Below are 21,170 nucleotides of genomic sequence, written 5' to 3' on the forward strand. Positions count from 1 at the left end.
CAGAACTCGGGGTTTTCCTTTGGCCGAAGTAACGGGCACAAGAAAGAAACGGGCGCAAGGTTGCACAGTCCGGGCTTGGCCCAGCACAGACAGGAGTTTCACATGACCGGCTATCTGACCACCCATATCCTTGACACGGCACGCGGTTGTCCTGCCGAAGGCATAAAGATTGCGCTTTACCGGGTGTCGGGCAATTCCCACAAGAAAATTGCCGAGACCGTGACCAACGCCGATGGCCGCACCGATGCCCCGATTTGCCGGCGGACAAGTTCAAGACCGGCACTTATGAATTGGTGTTCTTTGCCGGGGATTACCTGCGCAACAGCGGTCAGGTCACCGAGGAGATCTTGTTCCTTGATCAGATCCCGCTGCGCTTTGGCATGGACGACGCGGCGGCGCATTACCATGTGCCATTGCTGTTGTCGCCGTTTGGCTATTCGACCTATCGCGGCAGCTGATCCGCCGCTGTGCGTTGGGGGCGATGTCGACGCTTGGGGCCTTCGGTTGCCGTAGCGGATGAGTCGGCCAGATGGAGGGCCAGCCCCCCAAACCGCAGGTGTGATGGGGGCCAGCCCCCCAAACCACAGGTAAGATGGGGGGCCAGCCCCCCAAACCACAGGTAAGATGGGGGGCCAGCCCCTCAAACCCCCCGGGATATTTCTGGTCAGATGAAAGGCAAAAGCGCGCGCCCCCGCATTGCGGCGCTAAATGGCGGCGCTTTCCGTTTGTCGAACCGAGGCGGCCAGACGGTCGACCATGAATTCGATGAAAAGCCGCGTCTTGGGGTCCTGATGACGGCGATGGGTGAATAGAAACGCCATTTGAATATCTTCCGGTGGGTTGGCCTGTGCCACCGGCACCAGAGCCCCGGATCTGAGGTGGTCGGCGACTTCGAACACCGGTTTCAGGACCACGCCCTGCCCGGTCAGCGCCCAATCTGTCAGGACATCGCCATCATCCGATTCGAACCGCCCGCCGACACGAAAGCGCTGGACCCCGTTGTCAGTCTGCAAGCGCCATTGAAATTCGGGCGCACCGGGATAGCGCAGGTTCAGGCAATTGTGCCTGTCCTTGACCAATGCCTCGCCGCTTTCCGGCATTCCGCGCGCGGCGATATAGCTTGGCGCGGCGCAGATCACCCGTTTGCAATCCGCCACCTTGCGAATCCGCAGCGTCGAATCCCTCGGGCTGACCAAGGAAAAACGCCACATCCAGACCCTCGGCTGTGAGATCGACATTGCGATCAGTCAGCCGCAGGCGAATGTCGATCAATGGATAGGCCGCGGCAAATTCCGGCACCACCGGGGCAATCAACCGCCGCCCGACGCCCAAGGGCGCTGCGATATGCAACACACCTTTGGGGTTTTCGGTGATCGAGCTGACCTGGGCCTCGGCATGATCGACGGCCTCGAGCACGGAAATCGCACCACCATAAAACGCCCGCCCCTGTTCGGTTGGGGTCAGGGACCGGGTGGTGCGCTGGAACAGCCGCACGTTCAGATGTTGCTCAAGTTGTGAAATCCGCGCCGATGTCACTGCCGGAGAAATACGCAAATCGCGCCCTGCCGCCGACATAGAGCCAAGATCATAGACACGGACAAAGGTACGGATATTGTCGAAATAGGACATTGTTCGGCTTTTTTTGATGCAGGTGTGTTTTTCTCTGCAATACACGAACAACCAAGCATCCGCTAGTCTGGCAAAAAACGGGTCTGGCAATAAGACAGGAGTTCACCCCAAAATGTTCGAAGCTGCAATTCTCTGGGACTGGCTGGCCTTTGCGGTGCGCTGGTTGCATGTGATCACCGCCATCGCCTGGATCGGATCGTCGTTCTATTTCATCGCTCTGGATCTTGGGCTGCGCAAGGCGCCGGATCTGCCTGCGGGCGCGCATGGCGAAGAATGGCAGGTCCACGGCGGCGGCTTTTATCATATCCGCAAATATCTGGTGGCACCTTCGGAAATGCCTGACCATCTGACCTGGTTCAAATGGGAAAGCTACGCGACCTGGCTGTCCGGTGCGGCGATGCTGATGATTGTGTATTGGGTCGGCGGCGAATTGTATCTGATCGACAGCGCCAAGGCCGATCTGGCCCTGTGGCAGGGCATCGCGATTTCCGCCCTCAGCCTGACAATCGGCTGGATTTGTTACGATTTCCTGTGCAAATCCAAACTGGGTGAGACACCGACGCTCTTGATGGTGTTGCTGTTCGTGATCCTGGTGATCATGTCCTGGGGCTATACCCAGGTCTTTACCGGCCGGGCCGCGCTTTTGCACATGGGGGCCTTCACCGCCACCATCATGACCGCCAATGTGTTCTTCATCATCATGCCGAACCAGCGTATTGTGGTCGACGATCTGCAAAATGGCCGCACGCCGGACCCCAAATACGGCAAGATCGCCAAGCTGCGGTCGACCCACAACAACTATCTCACTTTGCCGGTGATCTTTCTGATGTTGTCGAACCACTATCCGCTGGCGTTCGCAACGGAATACAACTGGCTGATCACCTGTCTGGTGTTCCTGATGGGCGTGACGATCCGGCATTATTTCAATTCGGTCCACGCCCGCAAAGGCGAGCCGACCTGGACCTGGGCGGTCACGCTTATCCTGTTCATCCTCTGCGCCTGGCTTTCGACCGCGCCCTCCTGGGGCAGCTACGAAGAGGCCGATGCCCGCGCGCTGACGCCCTATGAACAGAAATTCGCATCCGCCGCGCATTTCGAAGACGCTCAGAACATCGTGATTGGTCGCTGCTCCATGTGCCATGCCCGTGAACCGGTCTGGGACGGTATTCGCTGGGCCCCCAAAGGCGTGTTTCTGGAAACCGCCGGCGATGTGGCCCAAAATGCCCGTGCGATCTATCTGCACGCTGGGGTCAGCCACGCCATGCCGCCTGCCAATATCACCGAAATCGAAGTCGAGGAACGCCGCATGCTGGTTGCCTGGTACACAAGCGCCAAGGCCTACTAAGTCCCCTTCTTCTGTTCAAAAATATCCCGGGGGGTTTGGGGGGCTGGCCCCCCATCTGCCCTGCGGTTTGGGGGGCTGGTCCCCCATATGTCCTGCGGTTTGGGGGCCAGCCCCCCGGGCTGACATCTCCAAGCCAAACCGACATAGCAAAAAGGGCGGCCTATCAAAGCCGCCCTTTCCTGTTTTCTTGGCAAAAAACACTCAACCTGCGGCGGCAACCGCCCGTTTGGTCATCACCGCCACCAGATGCGCGCGATAAGCGCCGGTGCCGTGCAAGTCGCCGATCATTCCGTCACCCGACAGCGACAGACCGGCCAATGCATCCGCCGAAAAATCTGCCGACAACGCGGCTTCGGCCTCGGTCCAGCGGAACACCCCTTCTTCAGAGGCACCGGTCACTGCGACCCGCACACCATCGGCGAATTTGGCGACAAACACGCCGACCAATGCGAAACGCGAGGCAGGTTGCTCGAACTTCACATAGGCGGCTTTTTCCGGGATCGGGAAAGTCACCGCAGTCACGATCTCGCCCTCGTCCAGCGCGGTGGTGAACATGCCCTGGAAATAATCGTCTGCCGCAATCTCGCGCGCGTTGGTCACGATGGTTGCACCAGACCCCAAGGCCGCCGCCGGATAACAGGCGGATGGATCGTTGTTAGCCAAAGATCCGCCAATGGTGCCACGATTGCGCACCGCCGGGTCGCCGATACCACCGGCCAGCGCCGCCAGCGCCGGATAGGCCCCGGCCCCCGCCGCCACTGCGCCATGGGTGCTGCCACCGCCAATCGTCAGGCTGTCGCCCGCTTGCGAAATCCCCTTCATCTCGGAAATCCCGGACAGGCTGACCAATTTCGACGGCATGGCCAACCGCTGTTTCAGCGTCGGGATCAGCGTCTGACCGCCGCCCAGCGCCTGTGCGTCTTCATCTGCCAATGCGGCCACGGCGTCAGCCACGGATGTTGGCCGTTCGATGTCAAAGCTATACATATCCTAGCCCTCCCTTAGCTGGCTTGGTTGATTGCGGCCCACACACGGGCGGGCGTCGCAGGCATATCAATGTGATCCACTTTATGTCCGCCAGACTGCAGCGCGTCGAGGATGGCGTTGATCACGGTCGGCGGCGATCCGATCGCCCCGGCCTCGCCACAGCCCTTCACACCCAATGGATTGTGGGTACAAGGCGTCTGGCAGGAATGGTCGACGCTGTAGCTGTCCATATGCGGCAGATCATCGGCGCGCGGCATGGTGTAATCCATGTAAGACGCCGACAGAAGCTGACCGTTGTCGTCATAGACACAGTTTTCCAGCAAGGCCTGGCCGATCCCCTGGGCGATGCCGCCATGCACCTGACCTTCGACGATCATCGGATTGATGACATTACCGAAATCATCCGCCGAAACGAATTTTTCGATCTTCACATGGCCGGTTTCCGGGTCCACCTCAACCTCGCAGGCATAGGCGCCCGCCGGATAGGTGAAGTTCGACGGATCGTAAAACGCGGTTTCCTCCAACCCCGGTTCGATATCCTCCAGTGGATAGTTATGCGGTACATAGGCGGCCAGACAGACATCCCCCCAAGCCACCGATTTATCCGTGCCGGACACCGTGAACTGACCGTCCTTCAATTCGATATCGGCCTCAGAGGCCTCCATCAAATGGGCGGCGATCTTCTTGGTCTTGTTGATGATCTTCTCGGTCGCCCGCACCATGGCCGACCCACCCACCGCGATGGAGCGCGAGCCATAGGTGCCCATGCCCATCGGCGTATTGGCGGTGTCGCCATGCACGATTTCGACCTGTTCTTCCGGGATGCCGATCATTTCGGAAATCACCTGGGGAAAGGCGGTTTCATGCCCCTGCCCGTGGCTGTGCGATCCGGTCATCACCACCAATCCGCCGGTGGCATTGACCCGCACTGTGGCGCTTTCATACAGGCCGGCACGTGCCCCCAATTGCCCGACAAGGTTCGACGGCGCGATGCCGCAGGCCTCGATAAAGCAATTGATGCCCAGACCGCGCAGCTTGCCCTTGGCTTCGGATGCGGATCGGCGCGCGGCAAAGCCGTCGCGGTCGATCAATTCCAGCATCTTGTCCATGGTAGCATGATAGTCGCCCGTGTCATAGACAACGGCAACAGGCGTCTGATACGGGAATTCCGTGATGAAGTTCTGACGGCGCAGTTCGACCGGATCAGCGCCCACCTCCCGCGCCGCTTTGTCGATCACCCGTTCAAGCTGATAGGTCGCCTCGGGGCGCCCAGCGCCACGATAGGCATCCACGGGCACGGTGTTCGTGAACACCGCCTTGACGTTGGTATAGACCAGCGGCGTCTTGTAGTTCCCGGCCAAAAGCGTGCCATGCAGCCATGTCGGCACCGAGGGCGCAAAGGTCGACAGATATGCCCCCATGTTGGCATAGGTCAGACAGCGCAGGGCGGTGAAATTATTGTCTGCATCCAGCCCCAATTCGATCTTGGTCACATGGTCACGACCGTGACAGTCGGACATGAATGCCTCGGACCGGGAAGAGGTCCATTTGACCGCACGGTTGATCGCCTTGGCGGCAAAGGTACAAAATGCCTCTTCCGCGTAGTGAAAGATCTTGGTGCCAAAGCCGCCGCCGACATCCGGTGCCACGACGCGCAGCTTGTGCTCGGGAATGCCAAGCACAAATGCCCCCATCAAGAGCCGGATCACATGCGGGTTTTGCGATGTGGTATAAAGCGTTGAGTCGCCGGTGCCGCGGGCGTAGTCGCCCACCGCCACGCGCGGCTCCATCGGGTTGGCCACCAGACGGTTGTTGACCAGTTCCAATGTCGTCACATGCGCGGAATTGGCAATCGCGGCGTCCACCGCGGCCTTGTTTTCCTCGACAAAGCCCCAATCGTAACACAGGTTGTCCGACAGGTCGTCATGCACCAGCGTTGCGCCATCGGCCAGCGCGGCCTTCATGTCGACCACTGCGGGCAGCTCTTCGATATCGACTTCGATCGCCTCGGCCGCATTTCGCGCCTGTTCCAGCGTATCGGCGACAATCGCGGCAATCGGGTCGCCGACATGGCGCACCTTGCCCTGGGCCAGAACCGGGTGGGCCGGTTCCTTCATGGGTTGGCCGTGTTTGTCGGTCACTTCCCACCCGCAGGGCAGACCGCCGACACCTTCGAAATCGGCGCCGGTGAAAATCCGCACCACGCCGGGCATTGCGGCGGCGGCGGCGGTATCGAGGTTGGTGATCCGTCCATGCGCCACATCAGAGCGCAGGAAATGGACATAGGCCTGTCCGTGAATATTGATGTCGTCGGTATAATTCCCGACACCTGTCAAAAAGCGCACGTCCTCGCGGCGCTTGGTGCTGGCTCCGATGCCATGATCTTTCGGCATTTCAATTCCTCCCTTGGGGTCGGTGCGCGTTCAATGCGCACTGCGACTGTCAAATCACTCGGCGGCGACGGCTGGCACATCCTGGCCAGAGGCGGCCATGATCGCGCGAACGATGTTGTGATACCCGGTGCAGCGGCAAATATTGCCTTCCAGATAGTCACGCACCTCGGCCTCGGTCGGTTTGGGGTTGTCCTTCAGCAATGCCGCCGCAGACATCACCATGCCCGGCGTACAGAACCCGCATTGCAGCCCGTGATAATCCTGAAACGCCTGCTGGATGGTGTTCAACGTGCCATCCGCAGCGGCCTGGCCTTCGATGGTTGCCACATCGGCGCCATCCGCCTCGGCGGCGAACATGGTACAGCTTTTCACCGCTTCGCCATTCACATGCACCACACAGGCCCCGCATTGGCTGGTGTCACAGCCGACATGCGTGCCGGTCATGCGCAGATCCTCGCGCAGAAATTCGACGAGCAACCGATTGCCCGCCACATCGCCGCTTACGGATTTTCCGTTCACGGTCATGGTTACCTTGGTCATGAAATCCCTCCCTGGGTGTCGTCTGATTGTGGGTCTGGCGCCGGTCAGCTGACCAGACGTTTGATCCAACCTTTTTTGGCTTCGCCCGCCGCTTCATCTGTCGCTTCGGGCGCATCTGCTGCGCTGTCTTCCGCCGGGGGACCTTCGACCGCCTGCTGGAAATTGGCAAAGAACTGATCGGCCATCTTTTTGGCAAAACCGTCGATGATGCGACTGCCAAGCTGGGCCAGCTTGCCGCCGACCTTGGCCTCGACCTCGTAATGCAAGGTGGTGCCGGTTTCGGTGGGTTCCAGCCGCACTTCGGCACCGCCCTTGGCAAAACCGGCAGCGCCGCCCTTGCCCTCTCCGGTCATGGTCAGGCTCTGCGGTGCCACCATCTCAGACAGGGTGACCGCGCCCTTGAAGGTGGCTTTGACCGGGCCGACCTTTTGCACAACCGTGGCTTGAAACCCCTCTTCTGGCGTGCCGGACATGTCCTGACATCCGGGCACACATTGTTTCAAAACCTCTGGATCAAGCAGCGCGGCCCAAACGGTTTCGGGCGGCGCGGCGATTTCGCGGGAATTGGTGAGTTGCATGAATATTTGCCTCCTTGGGTCAGAGCCTAGGCGGAACAGTCGCAGCCCGGCTATTGTACCAAAGTCCAGACTGACTGTCGCGGCCCGGGTTTTCCAGCCCTGTTCCGGTTCTGAGATCGCTTTCTTGCGGTTTGGTCCGGAAAACCCGGCGCGATATGCGACCATAGGCGTAGTGCCTTGTGCCGTCTCGACGCGTAGTATGATCCGCAAGCGATATCCTGTAACCTGGCGCGCACCGCAGACGCACAACCCCGAACCAACGGCCAGAACCAACGACCCGAACCAACTGCCCCGAACCGACAGCCCGAACCAATCCTCCCCAACCACAGGCGCACAGATGACAATCGACCACCTCGCCCCGCTTGACGGACCTGCCAGCGCCCTGGTGATTGACGATCACCCGCTGTTTTGTGACGCGCTGGTGTTGACGCTGCGGGCGATTTGTACCGGGGTGCAGGTCGACACCGCCGCCAATCTTGCCGCCGCTCTGGCACAGATCGACGCCGGTCAGCGGCCGGACGTGGTGTTGCTGGATCTGAACCTGCCGGATGTCAACGGATTGGATGGCTTGATCCGGCTGCAAACCGCGCTGGGCCGCGAGGTGCCAATCGTGGTGGTGTCTTCGATGGCCGACAACCGGATGATTTCCAAGGCACTGGCCGCCGGGGCCGCCGGTTTTGTCCCCAAGCACAGCCAGAAGGCAGCCTTTCACGATGCGCTGTCCACCATTCAGGCCGGGGGCATCTATACCCCGGACAATTTCCTGCCCGACAGCCCCGAGGGCACCTCGCAGGTTGAGGCCGTCGAACGGCTGACGACGCTGACCAACCAGCAAACCCGCATTCTTCAGCTGATCTGCGAGGGCAAGTTGAACAAGCAGATTGCTTTTGATCTGACAATCGCGGAAACCACGGTCAAGGCACATGTCACTGCGATCATGCGCAAACTGGGGGTGCAAAGCCGGACCCAGGCGGTATTGGTCGCCCAGGAGGCGCGGTTTTCGGGCATCTTGTCAGAGGGTCGTGAACGGGCGTAAACTTGGCCCTGTCGCGACAGACCCACCAGAGGCGGAAGACGGAATTCTTGGACGGTCCCAATCGCATAACGACCGCCCAGGGCGAAGACGCGAAACGCGAGGGCGAGGGCGAGGACGCGAAACGCCTGCGGTGCACGCAGGTGTCGATACATGATCCTGACCCGATTGGCGCGATTGTCTCTGGCCTTGGCGCGGGCTCATCTTCGGCCGTCACGTTTGAATTGGTTCTGTTGTTCATCAGCAGCGACGCCGATTTCGACGCTCTGGTCACTGCGGCCCATCGCCGACTGACGGCCCGCCATATCGTCGCCTGCACCACTGCGGGCGAGATTGGCGAGAAAGGTTATGAAGACGACCAGATCGTGGCAATGGCGCTGATGCCAGAGAGCTTTCGCACCTCCTGTTACCTGGTGGAACGGCTGGACCAGATCGCACCTCAGGACGAGATCGACCACCTGATCCGCTGCCGCGTGGCCCTGGCGGATGCGGCGCCGGATCATGCTGCGGAATTCGCATTTCTGACCATTGACGGCATGTCGCGGCGCGAAGATGCGGTGACCGCCGCGCTGTCCACGGGATTGGGCGGCATGCCCCTGTTTGGCGGATCCGCCGGGGACGGCCAGCGGTTCGGGCGAACCTTTGTCGCCCTGGACGGGCAGATCCATGAAAACGCCGCGGTCGTGACCCTTGTGCGCAGCCGCTGCCCGATCCGGGTGTTCAGCCTCGATCATCTGACCCCGACCGACACCAAGATGGTGGTCACAGAGGCCGATCCGCAAAATCGGATCGTGCGCCAGATCAATGCCGAACCGGCCGCCCGCGAATACGCCCGTATCGTGGGCAAAATGCCGGATCAGCTGGATCAATTCACCTTCGCCGCACATCCGGTTGTGGTGCAACTGGGCAGCCGCCACCATGTGCGCGCGATCCAGCGGGTCAATGAACATGGCGAGCTGGTGTTCTTCTCTGCCATCGACGAGGGCATGGTGCTGACGCTTGCGGACAGCGGCGAAATGGCGGCGCATCTGGACAGCGAACTGGCACGTTTGTCGCGTCATGGCGCGCCGGAAATGATCCTTGGCTGTGATTGTCTGCTGCGCCGGATCGAGGCCGAACAACATCAGATCGGCCCGGCGGTCTCTGAGGTGCTGCGCCGTCACAATGTGCGCGGCTTTGCCACCTATGGCGAACAGGTGGGCGCGCTGCATGTCAATCACACCATGACCGGCGTGGCGTTCTATCCCCCCGACAGCGACACGCCCAAATGACACTTGTCAATCCCAACGACAGCCTGGAACGGCAGAACGAAAAGCTGTTGCGCATCACCCAATCGCTGATGCGACGGGTGGAACAGCAACAGGACCCCTCTGGTCTGGCCTATGCCCAATTCGAGCGCGCCGCATTGCTGGAAGATCAGGTGCGCGCCCGCACAAGGGATCTGGAACATGCGCTGGCGTTGTTGCATGATTCCAACCTGCGGCTGGAACAGGCCAACGCCGATACCGAAGCGGCCCGCGCCAACCTCGCCGATGCGATCGAAGCGGTGAACGAAGGTTTCGCCCTGTTTGACCAGCACGACCGGTTGGTGCTGAGCAACAGCCGGTTTTCCATCGACATGCGCGATATCTCTGGCCAACTGCAACCCGGGCTGCCGTTTGACAGCTATGTCGATATCGTCAGCCGATCCGCCTTTCTTGCGCTGCCCGATGGGGAAACCCCCGCAGGATGGGCCGCGATGCGCAAGTCGCTGCACAAAGGGCGCAACGCCATGTTCAATGTGCGCCTGAAACAGGGGCTATGGCTTCAGGTGTCGGAACGGCGCACGGCCAATCTGGGCACGGTTGTGCTGCAAACCGATGTGACCGATCTGATCCGGTTGGAACGCCAGGAACGGGAACGTCTACAGGACAAACAGGCGCGGCTGATCTCGGCGACGCTGGACCATTTGAACCAAGGCGTCTGTATCTTTGATGGCGAGGCCCGGCTTCTGGGCTGGAACGTGCGGGTGGCGGAATTGCTGAACCTGCCGCTGAGCCGGATGCAGATGGGCGCGCGGTTTGCGGCGCTGATTGACCGTATGCCCAGCGATTTCACCCTGTCCCAAGGCATGTCCCGCAAGCGGTTGTTGACCTGGGCCGCCCATCCCACCCGCCACGGTGCCCTGCGGTTCGAGGCCCGTCAGGGCGCGGCGCGCACGCTGGATGCCTTTGCCCAGGGTTTGCCCGACAGCGGATTTGTGATTTCCTTCACCGATGTGACCGCCGAACGCAATGCCGCCCGCGCATTGCAGGACATGAATGAACGGCTAGAGGTGCGGGTCGCCGAACGCACCACGGAACTGGCCACAGCACTGGCCACAGCCGAACGCGCCAATGCGTCGAAATCGCGGTTTGTCGCTGCCGCCAGCCATGACCTCTTGCAGCCGCTGTCCGCGGCGAAACTGTTTATCAGCTCGCTCCAGGGTGCGGGCATGTCACCCCAGGACAACGAGGCGCTGGACAAGGCGACCATGGCGTTGGGATCGGCCGAAAACATCATTGACGCGCTGTTGGATATTTCCCGCCTGGACAGTGGGCTGGCGGAATTTGACATGCGCACCGTCAGCCTGACACCGATCTTTACGGCGCTGCGCACGCAGGTCGAACCATTGGCGGCGCAAAAGGGGCTGGTGCTGCGTGTGGTGGACAGCAACCTTCAGGTGGAAACCGATCCATCCTATCTGCGCCGCATCCTGCAAAACCTGTTGGGCAATGCGGCGCGCTATACCGAAACCGGCAAGATCCTGATGGGCGTGCGGCGCTGTGGACCTTTGGCCCGGATCGAGGTCTGGGATACCGGCCCCGGCATCGCCGAAGAACATCGCGACGAAATTTTTCGCGAATTTGCCCGCGTGCATGCCCCGGCCTCTGCCTCCGAAGGATTGGGGCTGGGGCTGGCGATTGTCGATCGCGCCTGTGCCGGGTTGGGCCATCAATTGGACCTGCGGTCGGAACCCGGGCGCGGCACGGTGTTTTCGGTCACACTGGCGCTGGCGGACCCGATTGCCGATCCGTCAGACACCACCCGCCGCCCTGCCCCGCGTCAGGCACCCGCCAAGGGCCGAATGGTGTTTCTGGTGGAAAATGACGCCAATATGCGCCGCGCCCTGACCATGGCGCTGGAAAGCGGCGGTGCCGATGTGATCGACGTTGCCGGCGCAACCGAAGCGCTGGATCTGCTGGACGAGCTGGACCTGATCCCCGATGCGCTTTTGCTGGACGAGGCCCTTGGCCCCGGTCTGCGCGGCACGGAATTGTTTGACGCCATCACCGCGCGGTACGGGCCGATCCCCGCCTGTATCCTGTCGGCGGAACGCTCTGCGGATCTGGCACAGCGTTGCCGGGATCTGGGCCTGCCGCTGCTGCACAAACCGATCGACACCGCGGAACTGGACCGGTTTCTGGCCACCACCGGCCCCGGCAGAACCGCACGCCAGAACGGCAAGCCGAGGGTGTTTCAGGCCAAAGAGGGCTGAGCCGCCTTTGGCCAAAACCAATGACCCAAATCAATTGACGGCAACGGCGCAAGGATCGCGGGTCACCCCGATCCGGCCATCCACCCAGCCCGAGCAAAGCCCGGCCAAGGGCCTGCGACCATGGTCGCACTGCGCGGTTGCAGACAGCGGCGCAATTGCTGATAGACTGCGCGCAAGGAGGATTTCCCATGCAAGGCATTCCGGAAATTGCGCTCGACTGGCATCGTCAGGGGCATGGCGTGGCACTGGCCACGGTGGTCGAAACCTGGGGCAGCGCGCCACGCCGCACGGGGGCACAGCTGGTGATCCGCGCCGATGCCGCGATGGAGGGCTCGGTCTCGGGCGGATGTGTCGAAGGCGCGGTTGTGGTCGAAGCGCTGGAGGCGCTGGAAGACGGCGCACCGCGGCTGTTGGAATATGGTGTTTCCGATGGCGATGCCTTTGCCGTTGGGCTGGCCTGCGGCGGCACAATCCGGGTTCTGGTCGAACCTGTCGGGCCCGCCCTGCCCGTGGCCATGTTGGAAGATCTGGTCACGGCCCGCGCCGCGCGCGGCCCGTTGCCTATGTGATCAATCCCAGCGAGGGCAGCCGCCGGTTGGCTTTCGACGGGTACGACACCCGGTTTCGCATGGACCGTTCGGGTTTTGAGGACGACGGCGAAACCTTTGTCGCCATTCACAATCCCCCGCTGCGTCTGATCGTTGTCGGGGCGGTTCACATTGCCCAGCATCTGGTGCCGATGGCACGTGATATAGGCTATGATCCGGTGGTGATCGACCCGCGCGACAGCTTTGCCGCGCCGGCCCGGTTCCCCGACACGCGCCTGTTGTCCGATTGGCCCGACGAAGCGGTGGCCGATCTTGGGCTTGATGGGCGCACGGCGCTTTGCCTTTTGACCCATGATCCAAAACTGGATGATCCCGCGCTCGCGGCCGCCTTGCGGTCGGGCGTGTTTTATATCGGTGCGCTGGGATCGAAACGCACCCATGCCAAACGGTTGGACCGGATGGCCGAGGCTGGGTTCACGCCACAGGAGTGCGCCCGCATTCACGGCCCGATCGGGCTTGATATCGGCGCAGCCAGCCCGGCGGAAATCGCGGTGTCGATCCTTGCGGAAATGACCCGCGTGCTGCGGCAAGGCGCATGAAGGTGATCCGATGAGGTTCGGCCCCCTGCCGGTTGCCGATGCGCTTGGCGCGGTTCTGGCGCATTCGCTGCAACTCAACGGGCGAAAGCTGCGCAAGGGCGTGACGCTGACAGCGCAGCATATTGCCGATCTGACAGCCGCCGGCGAACATGAGGTGATCGTTGCGCGCCTTGATGCCGGCGACATTCACGAAAACGAAGCGGCGGCGCAATTGGCCTGCGCGCTGGTGCCGGATCCGGCCGCCGCCGGACTGCGCCTGACCAAGGCCTTTACCGGCCGGGTGAATCTGATCGCCGAAGGGCCGGGCGTGGCGATGCTGGACGTCGACCGGCTTGTGGCCTTGAACCGGATCAACCCGATGATCACCCTGGCCACGGTGCCCAATTTCCAACAGATGTCGCCCGGCGGCATGGTCGGCACCGTCAAGATCATTGCCTATGCCGTGCCGGAACATGATTTGAGGGCCGCCATGGACCGGGCCCGATCCGCCATCCGATTGGCGCGCCCGGTTGTTCAAACTGCAAGCCTGATTGTAAGCGAAATCCCCGGCGGGGCCGGCGAAAAAGGCGTTCCGGCGATTGCCGCGCGGCTGTCGGCGCTGAATGTCACGCTGGAACAGGTCGTACCGGTCCCGCACAAGACCCAGACCATTGCCGAGGCATTGCGCCGTGTGGACAGCGATCTGGTGTTGATATTGACGGGGTCTGCCACCTCTGACCCGGCGGATGTGGCGCCCGAAGCCCTGCGCCAGGCAGGCGGTCGGGTGATCCGCTTTGGCATGCCGGTCGATCCCGGCAATCTGTTGTTTCTGGGGGACAGGGCCGGACGCCCGGTGATCGGCCTGCCGGGCTGTGCCCGCTCTCCGGCATTGAACGGTGCAGACTGGGTCTTGTCCCGCGTGGCATGTGGCATCGCGATTGACCATGACGATATTGCGGCCATGGGGGTTGGCGGGCTGCTCAAGGAAATACCGACCCGCCCGCAACCCCGGGGTGGCTGACCCCACCCCACCTCGCGCGAAAATCCCCCGGAAACGAAAACACGCCCGATACCAACCAAGGCATCGGGCGTGCATGACGTGTCATGAAGGACGGCAGGGATTTACATGCCGATGGCTTCTTTGACCCGGTCCAACGCTGCTTTCAACAGGTCAGGATTGTCGCGCGCTTGCTCCAGCGCGAGTTTCAGCGGCGCTTTGGCAATTGCATTCAGGTCGCTGTTGTCGATCATTTCGACAACCTTGTCGTAGTCAAAGCCATCCACGGTCAGGTAATCCGCCGCTGAGGTTGTTTCCTCTGCCACGGCATCGGCGGCGTCTGTTGTCGCCTCGGTTGTCGCCTCTGTGGCGGCTTCTTCTGCGGCTTCGGTTGCTTCGGTCACGGTCTCTTCCACCGCGTCAGCTGCGCCTTCGGCGGCTTCTGCTGTGTCTTCGACCGCTTCAGCGGCAGCTTCTTCTGTGGCTTCGACAGCGCCTTCGACTGTTTCAGCGGCAGTCTCTTCGGCGGCCTCGGCGGTGTTTTCCACGGTTTCTGCCGCTTCGGTTGCGGCGTCTTCTGCGGCTTCGGTGGTCTCTTCAGCCGCCTCTGCCATATCGGCCGCGGCCTCTTGTGCGTCTTCTGCAACCGCATCAGCGGCTTCCGCCGCTTCTTCGGTGACCGCGGCGGCGTCTTCTGTCACAGCTTCTGCGGCTGCGGCAGCGTCGTCCTGTGCCTCTTCAACGACCTCTTCGACGGCGTCTTCTACAGCGGCTTCGGCATCTTCAACGGCGGTTTCGGTCGCATCATCTGCGGTTCCGGTCACCTCTTCGATGGCTTCGTCAACGGCGTCTTCGACCTGATTCACCAGATCTTCGACAACGGTCTCGGCCTCTTCGGCTGCGGCTTCGGCTTCTTCGACAACCGCTTCGGCTGCGTCATCTGCCGCTTCGGTCGCTTCTTCTACTGTTTCCTCGGCCTCTTCCATGACCTCTTCGACCGCCTCTTCAATGCTTTCGGCCTCGGCAGCTTCGCCTGCGGCCTCGGATGCGTCTTCGACAGCCTCCGGCGCGGTCACGTCATCCCCGGTTTCGGCAACCGGCGCTTCTGACATTTGCTGGTTGGAATACACGTAATAGCCGCCACCGATAGCCGCAGCAGCCACAACAACCCAGATGATATTTTTCATCTTTTGATAACCCTCAGAATTGGTTTCAGGGGGCAGGCGGACACCCGCCACATCCCTATGTAACAGACCTGCGCTGCAAGTGCAGCATGTGCAAGGGGAAAAGCTGGCGTGACGGCGCATTTCAGCCGATTTAACGCTTGAAACTATGGGTATGTCCCACTACCTTGCACATTCAGATTTCCGGAACAAACAAAGGATCAAACCCATAGCCCGCAGACCCCACAACGCGCCGCCGACCCGTGAAACCGGCCCCCGCGTGAACGAACGTATCCGCGCCACTGAAATCCGCCTGATTGGCGCAGAAGGCGAAAACGTCGGCGTTGTAACGCCCGCCCGCGCAATGGAAATGGCCGCCGATGCCGGCCTTGACCTGGTTGAGATTTCGCCGAACGCCACGCCGCCCGTCTGCAAGATCATGGATTTTGGCAAGTTCAAGTACGAACAGCAAAAACGCGAATCCGAGGCGCGCAAGAAGCAAAAGATCATCGAAGTCAAAGAGGTGAAGTTCCGTCCGAACACCGACACCCATGACTACGAAGTGAAAATGCGCAACGTGTACAAATTCCTGGAAAATGGCGACAAGGTCAAAGTGACCCTGCGGTTCCGTGGCCGCGAGATGGCGCACCAGAATCTGGGACGTGAATTGCTGGAACGTGTTGCCGAGGACACCAAGGAATTGGGCAAGATCGAGAATATGCCCAAAATGGAAGGCCGTCAGATGATCATGATGATCGGTCCTCTTCCGCAGAAATAAACATGCGGCTTTGCCCGTTTTGGGTATTTGCCATAGTGCATTTGAAAACGCCGGGGATTTTCCCCGGCGTTTTTCTTTTGCGGGCCCCCGTGCTTTTACCCGCCCTGATACCGGCCCCTGCCCCCTGGGGCATGTGGCTTTGGCGTGACCGGCCAATGCAAGGCCAGATTGATATGGTTTGATATGGCGCTTTAATCTCGGATTTTCGCATTTTAAGATACCCGCAATTGCATGCCGATACTCGGCGCTCTTTGGATTGGGACGTCGATTTTGGAAATTGCCTTTAAAGTTATGGAAATTGTCACGCCGGTGTTTGCCCTTGCGGCAATCGGCTTTGTCTGGGTCAAACTGGGGTTTGAATACCGGGTGCAATTTGTCACCCGTCTGGCCATGTCACTGGCCATTCCCTGCCTGATTTTCGTGTCGCTGATGCAGACCAAGATCGACCCGGGCGCATTGGGCGCGCTGACCCTGGCCAGCCTTCTGGCCTATGTTCTGGTGATCCTGATGATGACCGCCGTGGTCAGAATCGGCAAACTGGACAGCCGAACCTTTCTGGCACCGCTGATCTTCAGCAACACCGGCAACCTTGGGCTGCCGCTGGCGTTTTTCGCCTTTGGCGAGGTGGGGCTGGGCTATGGCGTAGTGGTCTTTGCGGTCTCTGCGATCATCCAGTTCACCTATGGCATCTGGCTGGTGTCGGGGGGCGGATCGCTGGTCAAGGTCATTCAGGAACCGCTGGTCTCGGCCACATTGCTGGGTGGGTTGTTCATGGCGATGGGCTGGGAAACGCCATCCGTGGTGACCAACACCCTGTCCCTGATCGGCCAGATGGCGATACCGATGATGTTGATCACGCTGGGCGTGGCGGTGGCGCGGCTGCACATCGGGGCCTTTTCAAAACCGCTTTTCCTGGCGGTGGCAAAGGTCACGATCTGTGTGGTCTGTGCGGTTGCGGCCGGGATCTGGTTCGGGCTGGCGCCTGTGGCGCTTGGGGTGTTGATCCTGCAATTGGCGACGCCGGTGGCGGTGACATCCTACATGCTGGCCGAAAAATATGGCGCCGACAGCGACAGCGTGGCCGGGTTGGTGGTCGTGTCGACCTTGATGTCGGTGCTGACCTTGCCGGTGATCCTGGCCTTTGTGCTCTGATCAAAGAAAGACCCGCGCCGGTCATCACCAGCGCGGGCAAAATCCACGAACGGATATGTCAAATTCCACCAGCGGAATTTTGATGCGGTAACCCAATCAGTCGAGGAAAGCCTTTTCCACAACGTAATGCTGCGGGTTCGAATTGGCCCCTTCGACCAGACCATAGTCTTCGAACATTTCCTTGAGTTCCAGATTGAACGCCAGGTTGCCACAGATCATCGCCCGGTCACTTTCCGGGTTCAGCGGCGGCACGCCGAGGTCTTCAAACGCCTCGCCCGAGCGCATCAGATCGGTGATCCGGCCCATTTTGGCGCTCTCTTCGCGGGTGGTGGTCGGGTAATACTTGATCTTTTTCCAGAAGCCTTCGCCGATCACTTCGTTCAGCAATTCGTCTTCTTTCAAACCTTCGATCAGCTCACGGCCATAGGTCAGCTCGCCCGCCTCACGGCAGGTATGGGTGATGACGATTTCATCATAATCTTCATAGGTTTGCGGCTCGCGCAGGAGCGAGGCAAAGGGCGCAAAACCGGTGCCGGTGGCAAAGAACCACAGCCGTTTGCCGGGCAGAAGCGCGTCATGCACCAGCGTGCCCACGGGCTTGGGGCGCAGGATGATCTCGTCCCCGACCTGGATATGTTGCAAACGCGAGGTCAGCGGACCGTCCTGCACCTTGATCGAATAGAATTCCAGCTCTTCGTCCCAGGACGGCGAGGCAATCGAATAGGCCCGCAGCAGTGGTTTCTGCTTACCGGTTTCGGGGTGCGGTTCGCCCATCAGGCCAATCATCACGAATTCGCCCGAGCGGAACCGCATGGATGCGGGCCGGGTCACACGGAAGGAAAACAACCGGTCGGTCCAATGTTTGACTTGGGTCACCTTTTGGGCGTCCGGCAGGGTGGGCACTTTGATGGCTTTGGCTTCGGTCACGTTGGTCAACTCTGTCATATGTCCATTGTCGACGTTTCTAGCCGACACCTCGTCTTAAACTTTGATTTGGATCACGGAAAGGGACGTGCTGTCGCGGCACGCCCCCCTGCCCGATTTTCACGGCCTCAGGCGCGGGCGCGCAGCCGCGACTGATAGTCATTGGCCTTCCAATCGGCGCGGAACACCCATTGATCTTCGGGTTGGCGTGCCGCCAGATCGGCCGAGATTTCGACCTCGTCAAACCCCGAACGGCGTGCCATCGCGTATTGATCCGCCAACACATGGCCCTTGGCGCGCAACCGGCCTTCGAACCCATTGAGCCGCAAAAGGCGCGCAAGGGTAAAGCCGCGACCATCGGCAAAGCTGGGGAAATCCACCCGGATCATCCGCAATTCCGGCAACTGGTCTGCGATATCGTCGATATTGGCATCCGATGCCAGATCCAAGACATCCGCGCCATCCGGCCCGGCATTCCAGTCGTCCTGGCCAAATCCGGTGTCCCGCACGATTACATTTTCACTCATGCTGCTTGTCCTTTCCGCACCATTTTGCCGTTCACAAAATGGATGCCACATTCCTCTTTATCTGCGCCGCGCCAGCGTCCGGCACGCGGGTCTTCGCCCGGTGCCACCTTGGATGTGCAGGGCGCACAGCCAATGCTGGGATAGCCCTGTGCCACCAGCGGATGGCGGGGCAATCTGTTTTCATCCATATAGGCCGCCACATCACCCGGCGCCCAATGGGCCAGCGGATTGACCTTGATCCGACCGGTGCCATCTTCGATTTCGAAAAATTCCATCTTGGCACGGGTGCCCGATTGGAACCGTTTGCGCCCGGTGATCCAGCCGTCATAACCGCTGAGCGCACCTTCCAGCACCTCGGTCTTGCGCAGATCACAACAGGCGTCGGTGTCGCTGAGGTGCAGCGCGCCATAGGGATCGCGTTTGGCGATCTCTGCTTGATCGGCGCGAATGATCTGGACATTGCGCAGCCCAAGCCGTTCGGCGACCTCTGCCTGATAGACAAGGGTTTCGGCAAACAGCATTTGCGTGTCGATGAACAACACCGGCGTGTTGCGATCCACCACAGCAATCAAATGCAGCAGCGCAACCAATTCCGCGCCGAAACTGGACACCATCGCGATGCGCCCGAATTCCGAACGCGTCAGCGCCGCCTCAAGCACCGAGGTCGCGCCATGATGGCGGTACTCGGCATTCAGCGCGTCAATGGTTGTGCGCAGGTCCGTTATGTCGGTGACTTTGGTCACGAGATCCGCCTTTGCGTATTTTCAAAGAGAAGAAGTTTCCGACCCTCTCAGGCCGCTTTCTCACGCGCTTCGGGGTACAGGATGGCCTTGAACGGTGCCGCGCCCAGACGGCGATAAGCCTGCAAGAAGGTCTCATCCGCAGTGGCGCGCAGATCAAGATATCCCAGCACCAGCCGTTCGATCGCCGGAACGATGTCATCTGCCGAAAAGCCCGGACCGGCACGTTCGCCGATGCTTGCTGTTTCGGTGCCATCGCCGCCAAGGGTGATCTGGTAATTCTCCACCCCCGCCCGGTCGAGCCCGAGAATGCCGATGTGACCGACATGGTGGTGACCACAGGCGTTGATGCAGCCCGAGATCTTGATCTTCAGATCACCCACTTCATGCTCCAGCTTCAACTCTTCGAAACGGGTGGCAATTTCCTGGGCAATCGGGATCGACCGCGCGGTGGCCAGCGCGCAATAATCCATGCCGGGGCAAGCAATGATGTCGCTGGCAAGACCGATATTGGCGGTGCCAAGACCGGCGGCTTTCAAGGCCTGGAAAAGCTGCGGCAGCGCATCCTTGGCGACATGCGGCAGCACCACGTTCTGTTCGTGGCTGATGCGCAATTCGTCATAGGCAAATTCCTGCGCCAGATCCGCCATCAGGCGCATCTGATCGGCCGACGCATCGCCCGGCGTGGCGCCATGCGCCTTGAGCGAGATCGACACAATGGCATGATCGGCGCGGCGGTGGGTGGCGATATTGGTATCGACCCACGACCGGAACACCGGATCATTGGTATAGGCGGCCTCGAACGCACCGGTGTCGGCGTCACGGAATTGCGGCGGCGCGAACTGCGCCTCCAGATCGGCAAGCATCGCCTGATCGACACCGCCGAACTGATCGCGCAGCACGGCAAACCGCGCTTCGACCAGCTCCTGGATTTTCTCCAACCCGTTTTCGTGCACGGTGATCTTGATCCGCGCCTTGTATTTGTTGTCGCGACGTCCCAGCAGGTTGTAGACGCTGACAATGGCCTCAAGATAGGGCAGCAGGTCCGCCTTGGGCAGGAAGTCACGCACCACTTTGCCGATCATCGGCGTGCGGCCAAGACCGCCCCCGACGATGACCTCGAACCCCGGATTGCCGTCGCGTTCGATCATGCGCAGACCGATGTCATGCGCCTTGACCACGGCGCGGTCATTGGGCGATCCGGTGACCGCGATCTTGAACTTGCGCGGCAGGAACTGGAATTCCGGGTGGTCGGTGGACCACTGGCGGATCAGCTCGGCCACGGGGCGCGGGTCTTCGATCTCATCCGCGGCGGCACCGGCGAAATGGTCGGCCGTCACGTTGCGGATGGTGTTGCCGGATGTCTGGATCGCGTGCAGGTTCACCTCTGCCAGCGCGTCCAGCATATCGGGAATATCGTTCAGTTTCGGCCAGTTGTACTGGATGTTCTGGCGAGTGGTGAAGTGGCCATAACCCTTGTCCCACTTCTCTGCCAGCAGCGCGAGCTGCCGCATCTGGGCCGAATTCAATGTGCCATAAGGGATCGCAACCCGCAGCATATAGGCGTGCAATTGCAGATAGACGCCGTTCATCAGGCGGAGCGGCTTGAATTCATCCTCGGTCAGCGAGCCGTCAATGCGACGCTCGACCTGAGCGCGGAATTGGCGGTTGCGCTCGGCGAGGAAGGCGGTGTCGAATTCGTTGTAACGGTACATGTTGTATCCCTTGCTTTCGGCTGGGC

General features: G+C 60.8%; 16 protein-coding genes and 3 pseudogenes. 9 read left to right on the forward strand and 10 right to left on the reverse strand.

What is annotated here, in order from left to right:
- The first annotated feature begins 102 nt into the window (after positions 1-102).
- A pseudogene (uraH, locus tag AC0L4F_RS08440) lies at positions 103-458 on the forward strand (hydroxyisourate hydrolase).
- 246 nt (positions 459-704) lie between these two features.
- Here the strand turns inward: uraH and AC0L4F_RS08445 are convergent.
- Positions 705-1,629, reverse strand: a pseudogene (locus AC0L4F_RS08445) (LysR family transcriptional regulator).
- 112 nt (positions 1,630-1,741) lie between these two features.
- Here AC0L4F_RS08445 and AC0L4F_RS08450 point away from each other — a divergent pair.
- On the forward strand, positions 1,742-2,974 hold the full coding sequence (locus tag AC0L4F_RS08450; RefSeq protein WP_244687320.1) for a urate hydroxylase PuuD: 1,233 nt from the start codon (positions 1,742-1,744) through the stop codon (positions 2,972-2,974).
- A 201-nt stretch (positions 2,975-3,175) separates the two neighbouring features.
- Here the strand turns inward: AC0L4F_RS08450 and AC0L4F_RS08455 are convergent, their stop codons facing one another.
- Genes AC0L4F_RS08455 through AC0L4F_RS08470 form a run of 4 tightly spaced genes read right to left on the reverse strand, consistent with a single transcriptional unit; the run spans position 3,176 to position 7,472 of the window.
- Positions 3,176-3,961 (reverse strand): FAD binding domain-containing protein, encoded by a 786-nt coding sequence (locus AC0L4F_RS08455; protein ID WP_244687322.1) that lies wholly within the window; start codon positions 3,959-3,961, stop codon positions 3,176-3,178.
- Between the two features lie 14 nt (positions 3,962-3,975).
- Positions 3,976-6,354 carry a xanthine dehydrogenase family protein molybdopterin-binding subunit gene (locus AC0L4F_RS08460; RefSeq protein WP_244687324.1) on the reverse strand — a complete coding sequence of 793 codons (2,379 nt, stop codon included), beginning with the start codon at positions 6,352-6,354 and terminating at the stop codon, positions 3,976-3,978.
- Positions 6,355-6,408: 54 nt separating this feature from the next.
- Positions 6,409-6,894 (reverse strand): (2Fe-2S)-binding protein, encoded by a 486-nt coding sequence (locus tag AC0L4F_RS08465; RefSeq protein WP_244687326.1) that lies wholly within the window; start codon positions 6,892-6,894, stop codon positions 6,409-6,411.
- A 44-nt stretch (positions 6,895-6,938) separates the two neighbouring features.
- On the reverse strand, positions 6,939-7,472 hold the full coding sequence (locus AC0L4F_RS08470) for a CoxG family protein (protein ID WP_244687328.1): 534 nt from the start codon (positions 7,470-7,472) through the stop codon (positions 6,939-6,941).
- Positions 7,473-7,809: 337 nt separating this feature from the next.
- On the opposite strand from AC0L4F_RS08470, the gene AC0L4F_RS08475 reads away from it, so the two are divergent.
- The 5 genes and pseudogenes from AC0L4F_RS08475 to AC0L4F_RS08495 all read left to right on the forward strand — a co-directional run bounded on the left by AC0L4F_RS08475 (position 7,810) and on the right by AC0L4F_RS08495 (position 14,169).
- Positions 7,810-8,508, forward strand: coding sequence for a response regulator (locus tag AC0L4F_RS08475; RefSeq protein WP_244687330.1), 699 nt, complete (start codon positions 7,810-7,812; stop codon positions 8,506-8,508).
- Positions 8,509-8,555: 47 nt separating this feature from the next.
- The gene (locus AC0L4F_RS08480; RefSeq protein WP_244687332.1) at positions 8,556-9,776 is read left to right on the forward strand and encodes an FIST N-terminal domain-containing protein; all 1,221 of its coding nucleotides are present in this window, start codon (positions 8,556-8,558) and stop codon (positions 9,774-9,776) included.
- Positions 9,773-12,022 carry a hybrid sensor histidine kinase/response regulator gene (locus AC0L4F_RS08485; protein ID WP_244687335.1) on the forward strand — a complete coding sequence of 750 codons (2,250 nt, stop codon included), beginning with the start codon at positions 9,773-9,775 and terminating at the stop codon, positions 12,020-12,022. Before AC0L4F_RS08480 ends, AC0L4F_RS08485 begins: the two co-directional genes overlap by 4 nt.
- A gap of 188 nt (positions 12,023-12,210) precedes the next feature.
- Positions 12,211-13,169 (forward strand): annotated as a pseudogene (locus AC0L4F_RS08490) (XdhC family protein).
- A gap of 10 nt (positions 13,170-13,179) precedes the next feature.
- Positions 13,180-14,169, forward strand: a complete 990-nt coding sequence (locus AC0L4F_RS08495) for a molybdopterin-binding protein (protein ID WP_244687337.1) — start codon at positions 13,180-13,182, stop codon at positions 14,167-14,169.
- Between the two features lie 101 nt (positions 14,170-14,270).
- Here the strand turns inward: AC0L4F_RS08495 and AC0L4F_RS08500 are convergent, their stop codons facing one another.
- Entirely contained in the window at positions 14,271-15,332 is a 1,062-nt protein-coding gene (locus AC0L4F_RS08500; protein ID WP_244687339.1) for a hypothetical protein, read from the reverse strand.
- Between the two features lie 256 nt (positions 15,333-15,588).
- Between AC0L4F_RS08500 and infC the strand changes: the two genes are divergently transcribed.
- A complete protein-coding gene (infC, locus tag AC0L4F_RS08505; RefSeq protein WP_244687342.1) occupies positions 15,589-16,086 on the forward strand; it encodes a translation initiation factor IF-3 in 498 nt (165 codons plus the stop codon).
- A 270-nt stretch (positions 16,087-16,356) separates the two neighbouring features.
- Positions 16,357-17,238, forward strand: a complete 882-nt coding sequence (locus AC0L4F_RS08510; RefSeq protein ID WP_244687344.1) for an AEC family transporter — start codon at positions 16,357-16,359, stop codon at positions 17,236-17,238.
- A 96-nt stretch (positions 17,239-17,334) separates the two neighbouring features.
- Here the strand turns inward: AC0L4F_RS08510 and AC0L4F_RS08515 are convergent, their stop codons facing one another.
- From AC0L4F_RS08515 to AC0L4F_RS08530, 4 genes are all read right to left on the reverse strand, one after another.
- The gene (locus AC0L4F_RS08515; protein WP_244687346.1) at positions 17,335-18,183 is read right to left on the reverse strand and encodes a ferredoxin--NADP reductase; all 849 of its coding nucleotides are present in this window, start codon (positions 18,181-18,183) and stop codon (positions 17,335-17,337) included.
- 107 nt (positions 18,184-18,290) lie between these two features.
- A complete protein-coding gene (locus tag AC0L4F_RS08520; RefSeq protein ID WP_244687348.1) occupies positions 18,291-18,689 on the reverse strand; it encodes a DUF934 domain-containing protein in 399 nt (132 codons plus the stop codon).
- Positions 18,686-19,432 carry a phosphoadenylyl-sulfate reductase gene (locus tag AC0L4F_RS08525; RefSeq protein WP_244687350.1) on the reverse strand — a complete coding sequence of 249 codons (747 nt, stop codon included), beginning with the start codon at positions 19,430-19,432 and terminating at the stop codon, positions 18,686-18,688. Before AC0L4F_RS08525 ends, AC0L4F_RS08520 begins: the two co-directional genes overlap by 4 nt.
- Before the next feature lie 47 nt (positions 19,433-19,479).
- Complete coding sequence (locus AC0L4F_RS08530) at positions 19,480-21,144, reverse strand: nitrite/sulfite reductase (RefSeq protein WP_244687352.1); 1,665 nt, start codon at positions 21,142-21,144, stop codon at positions 19,480-19,482.
- Positions 21,145-21,170 lie beyond the last annotated feature (26 nt).

It is taken from the genome of Marinovum sp. J2-8, from assembly GCF_055808435.1.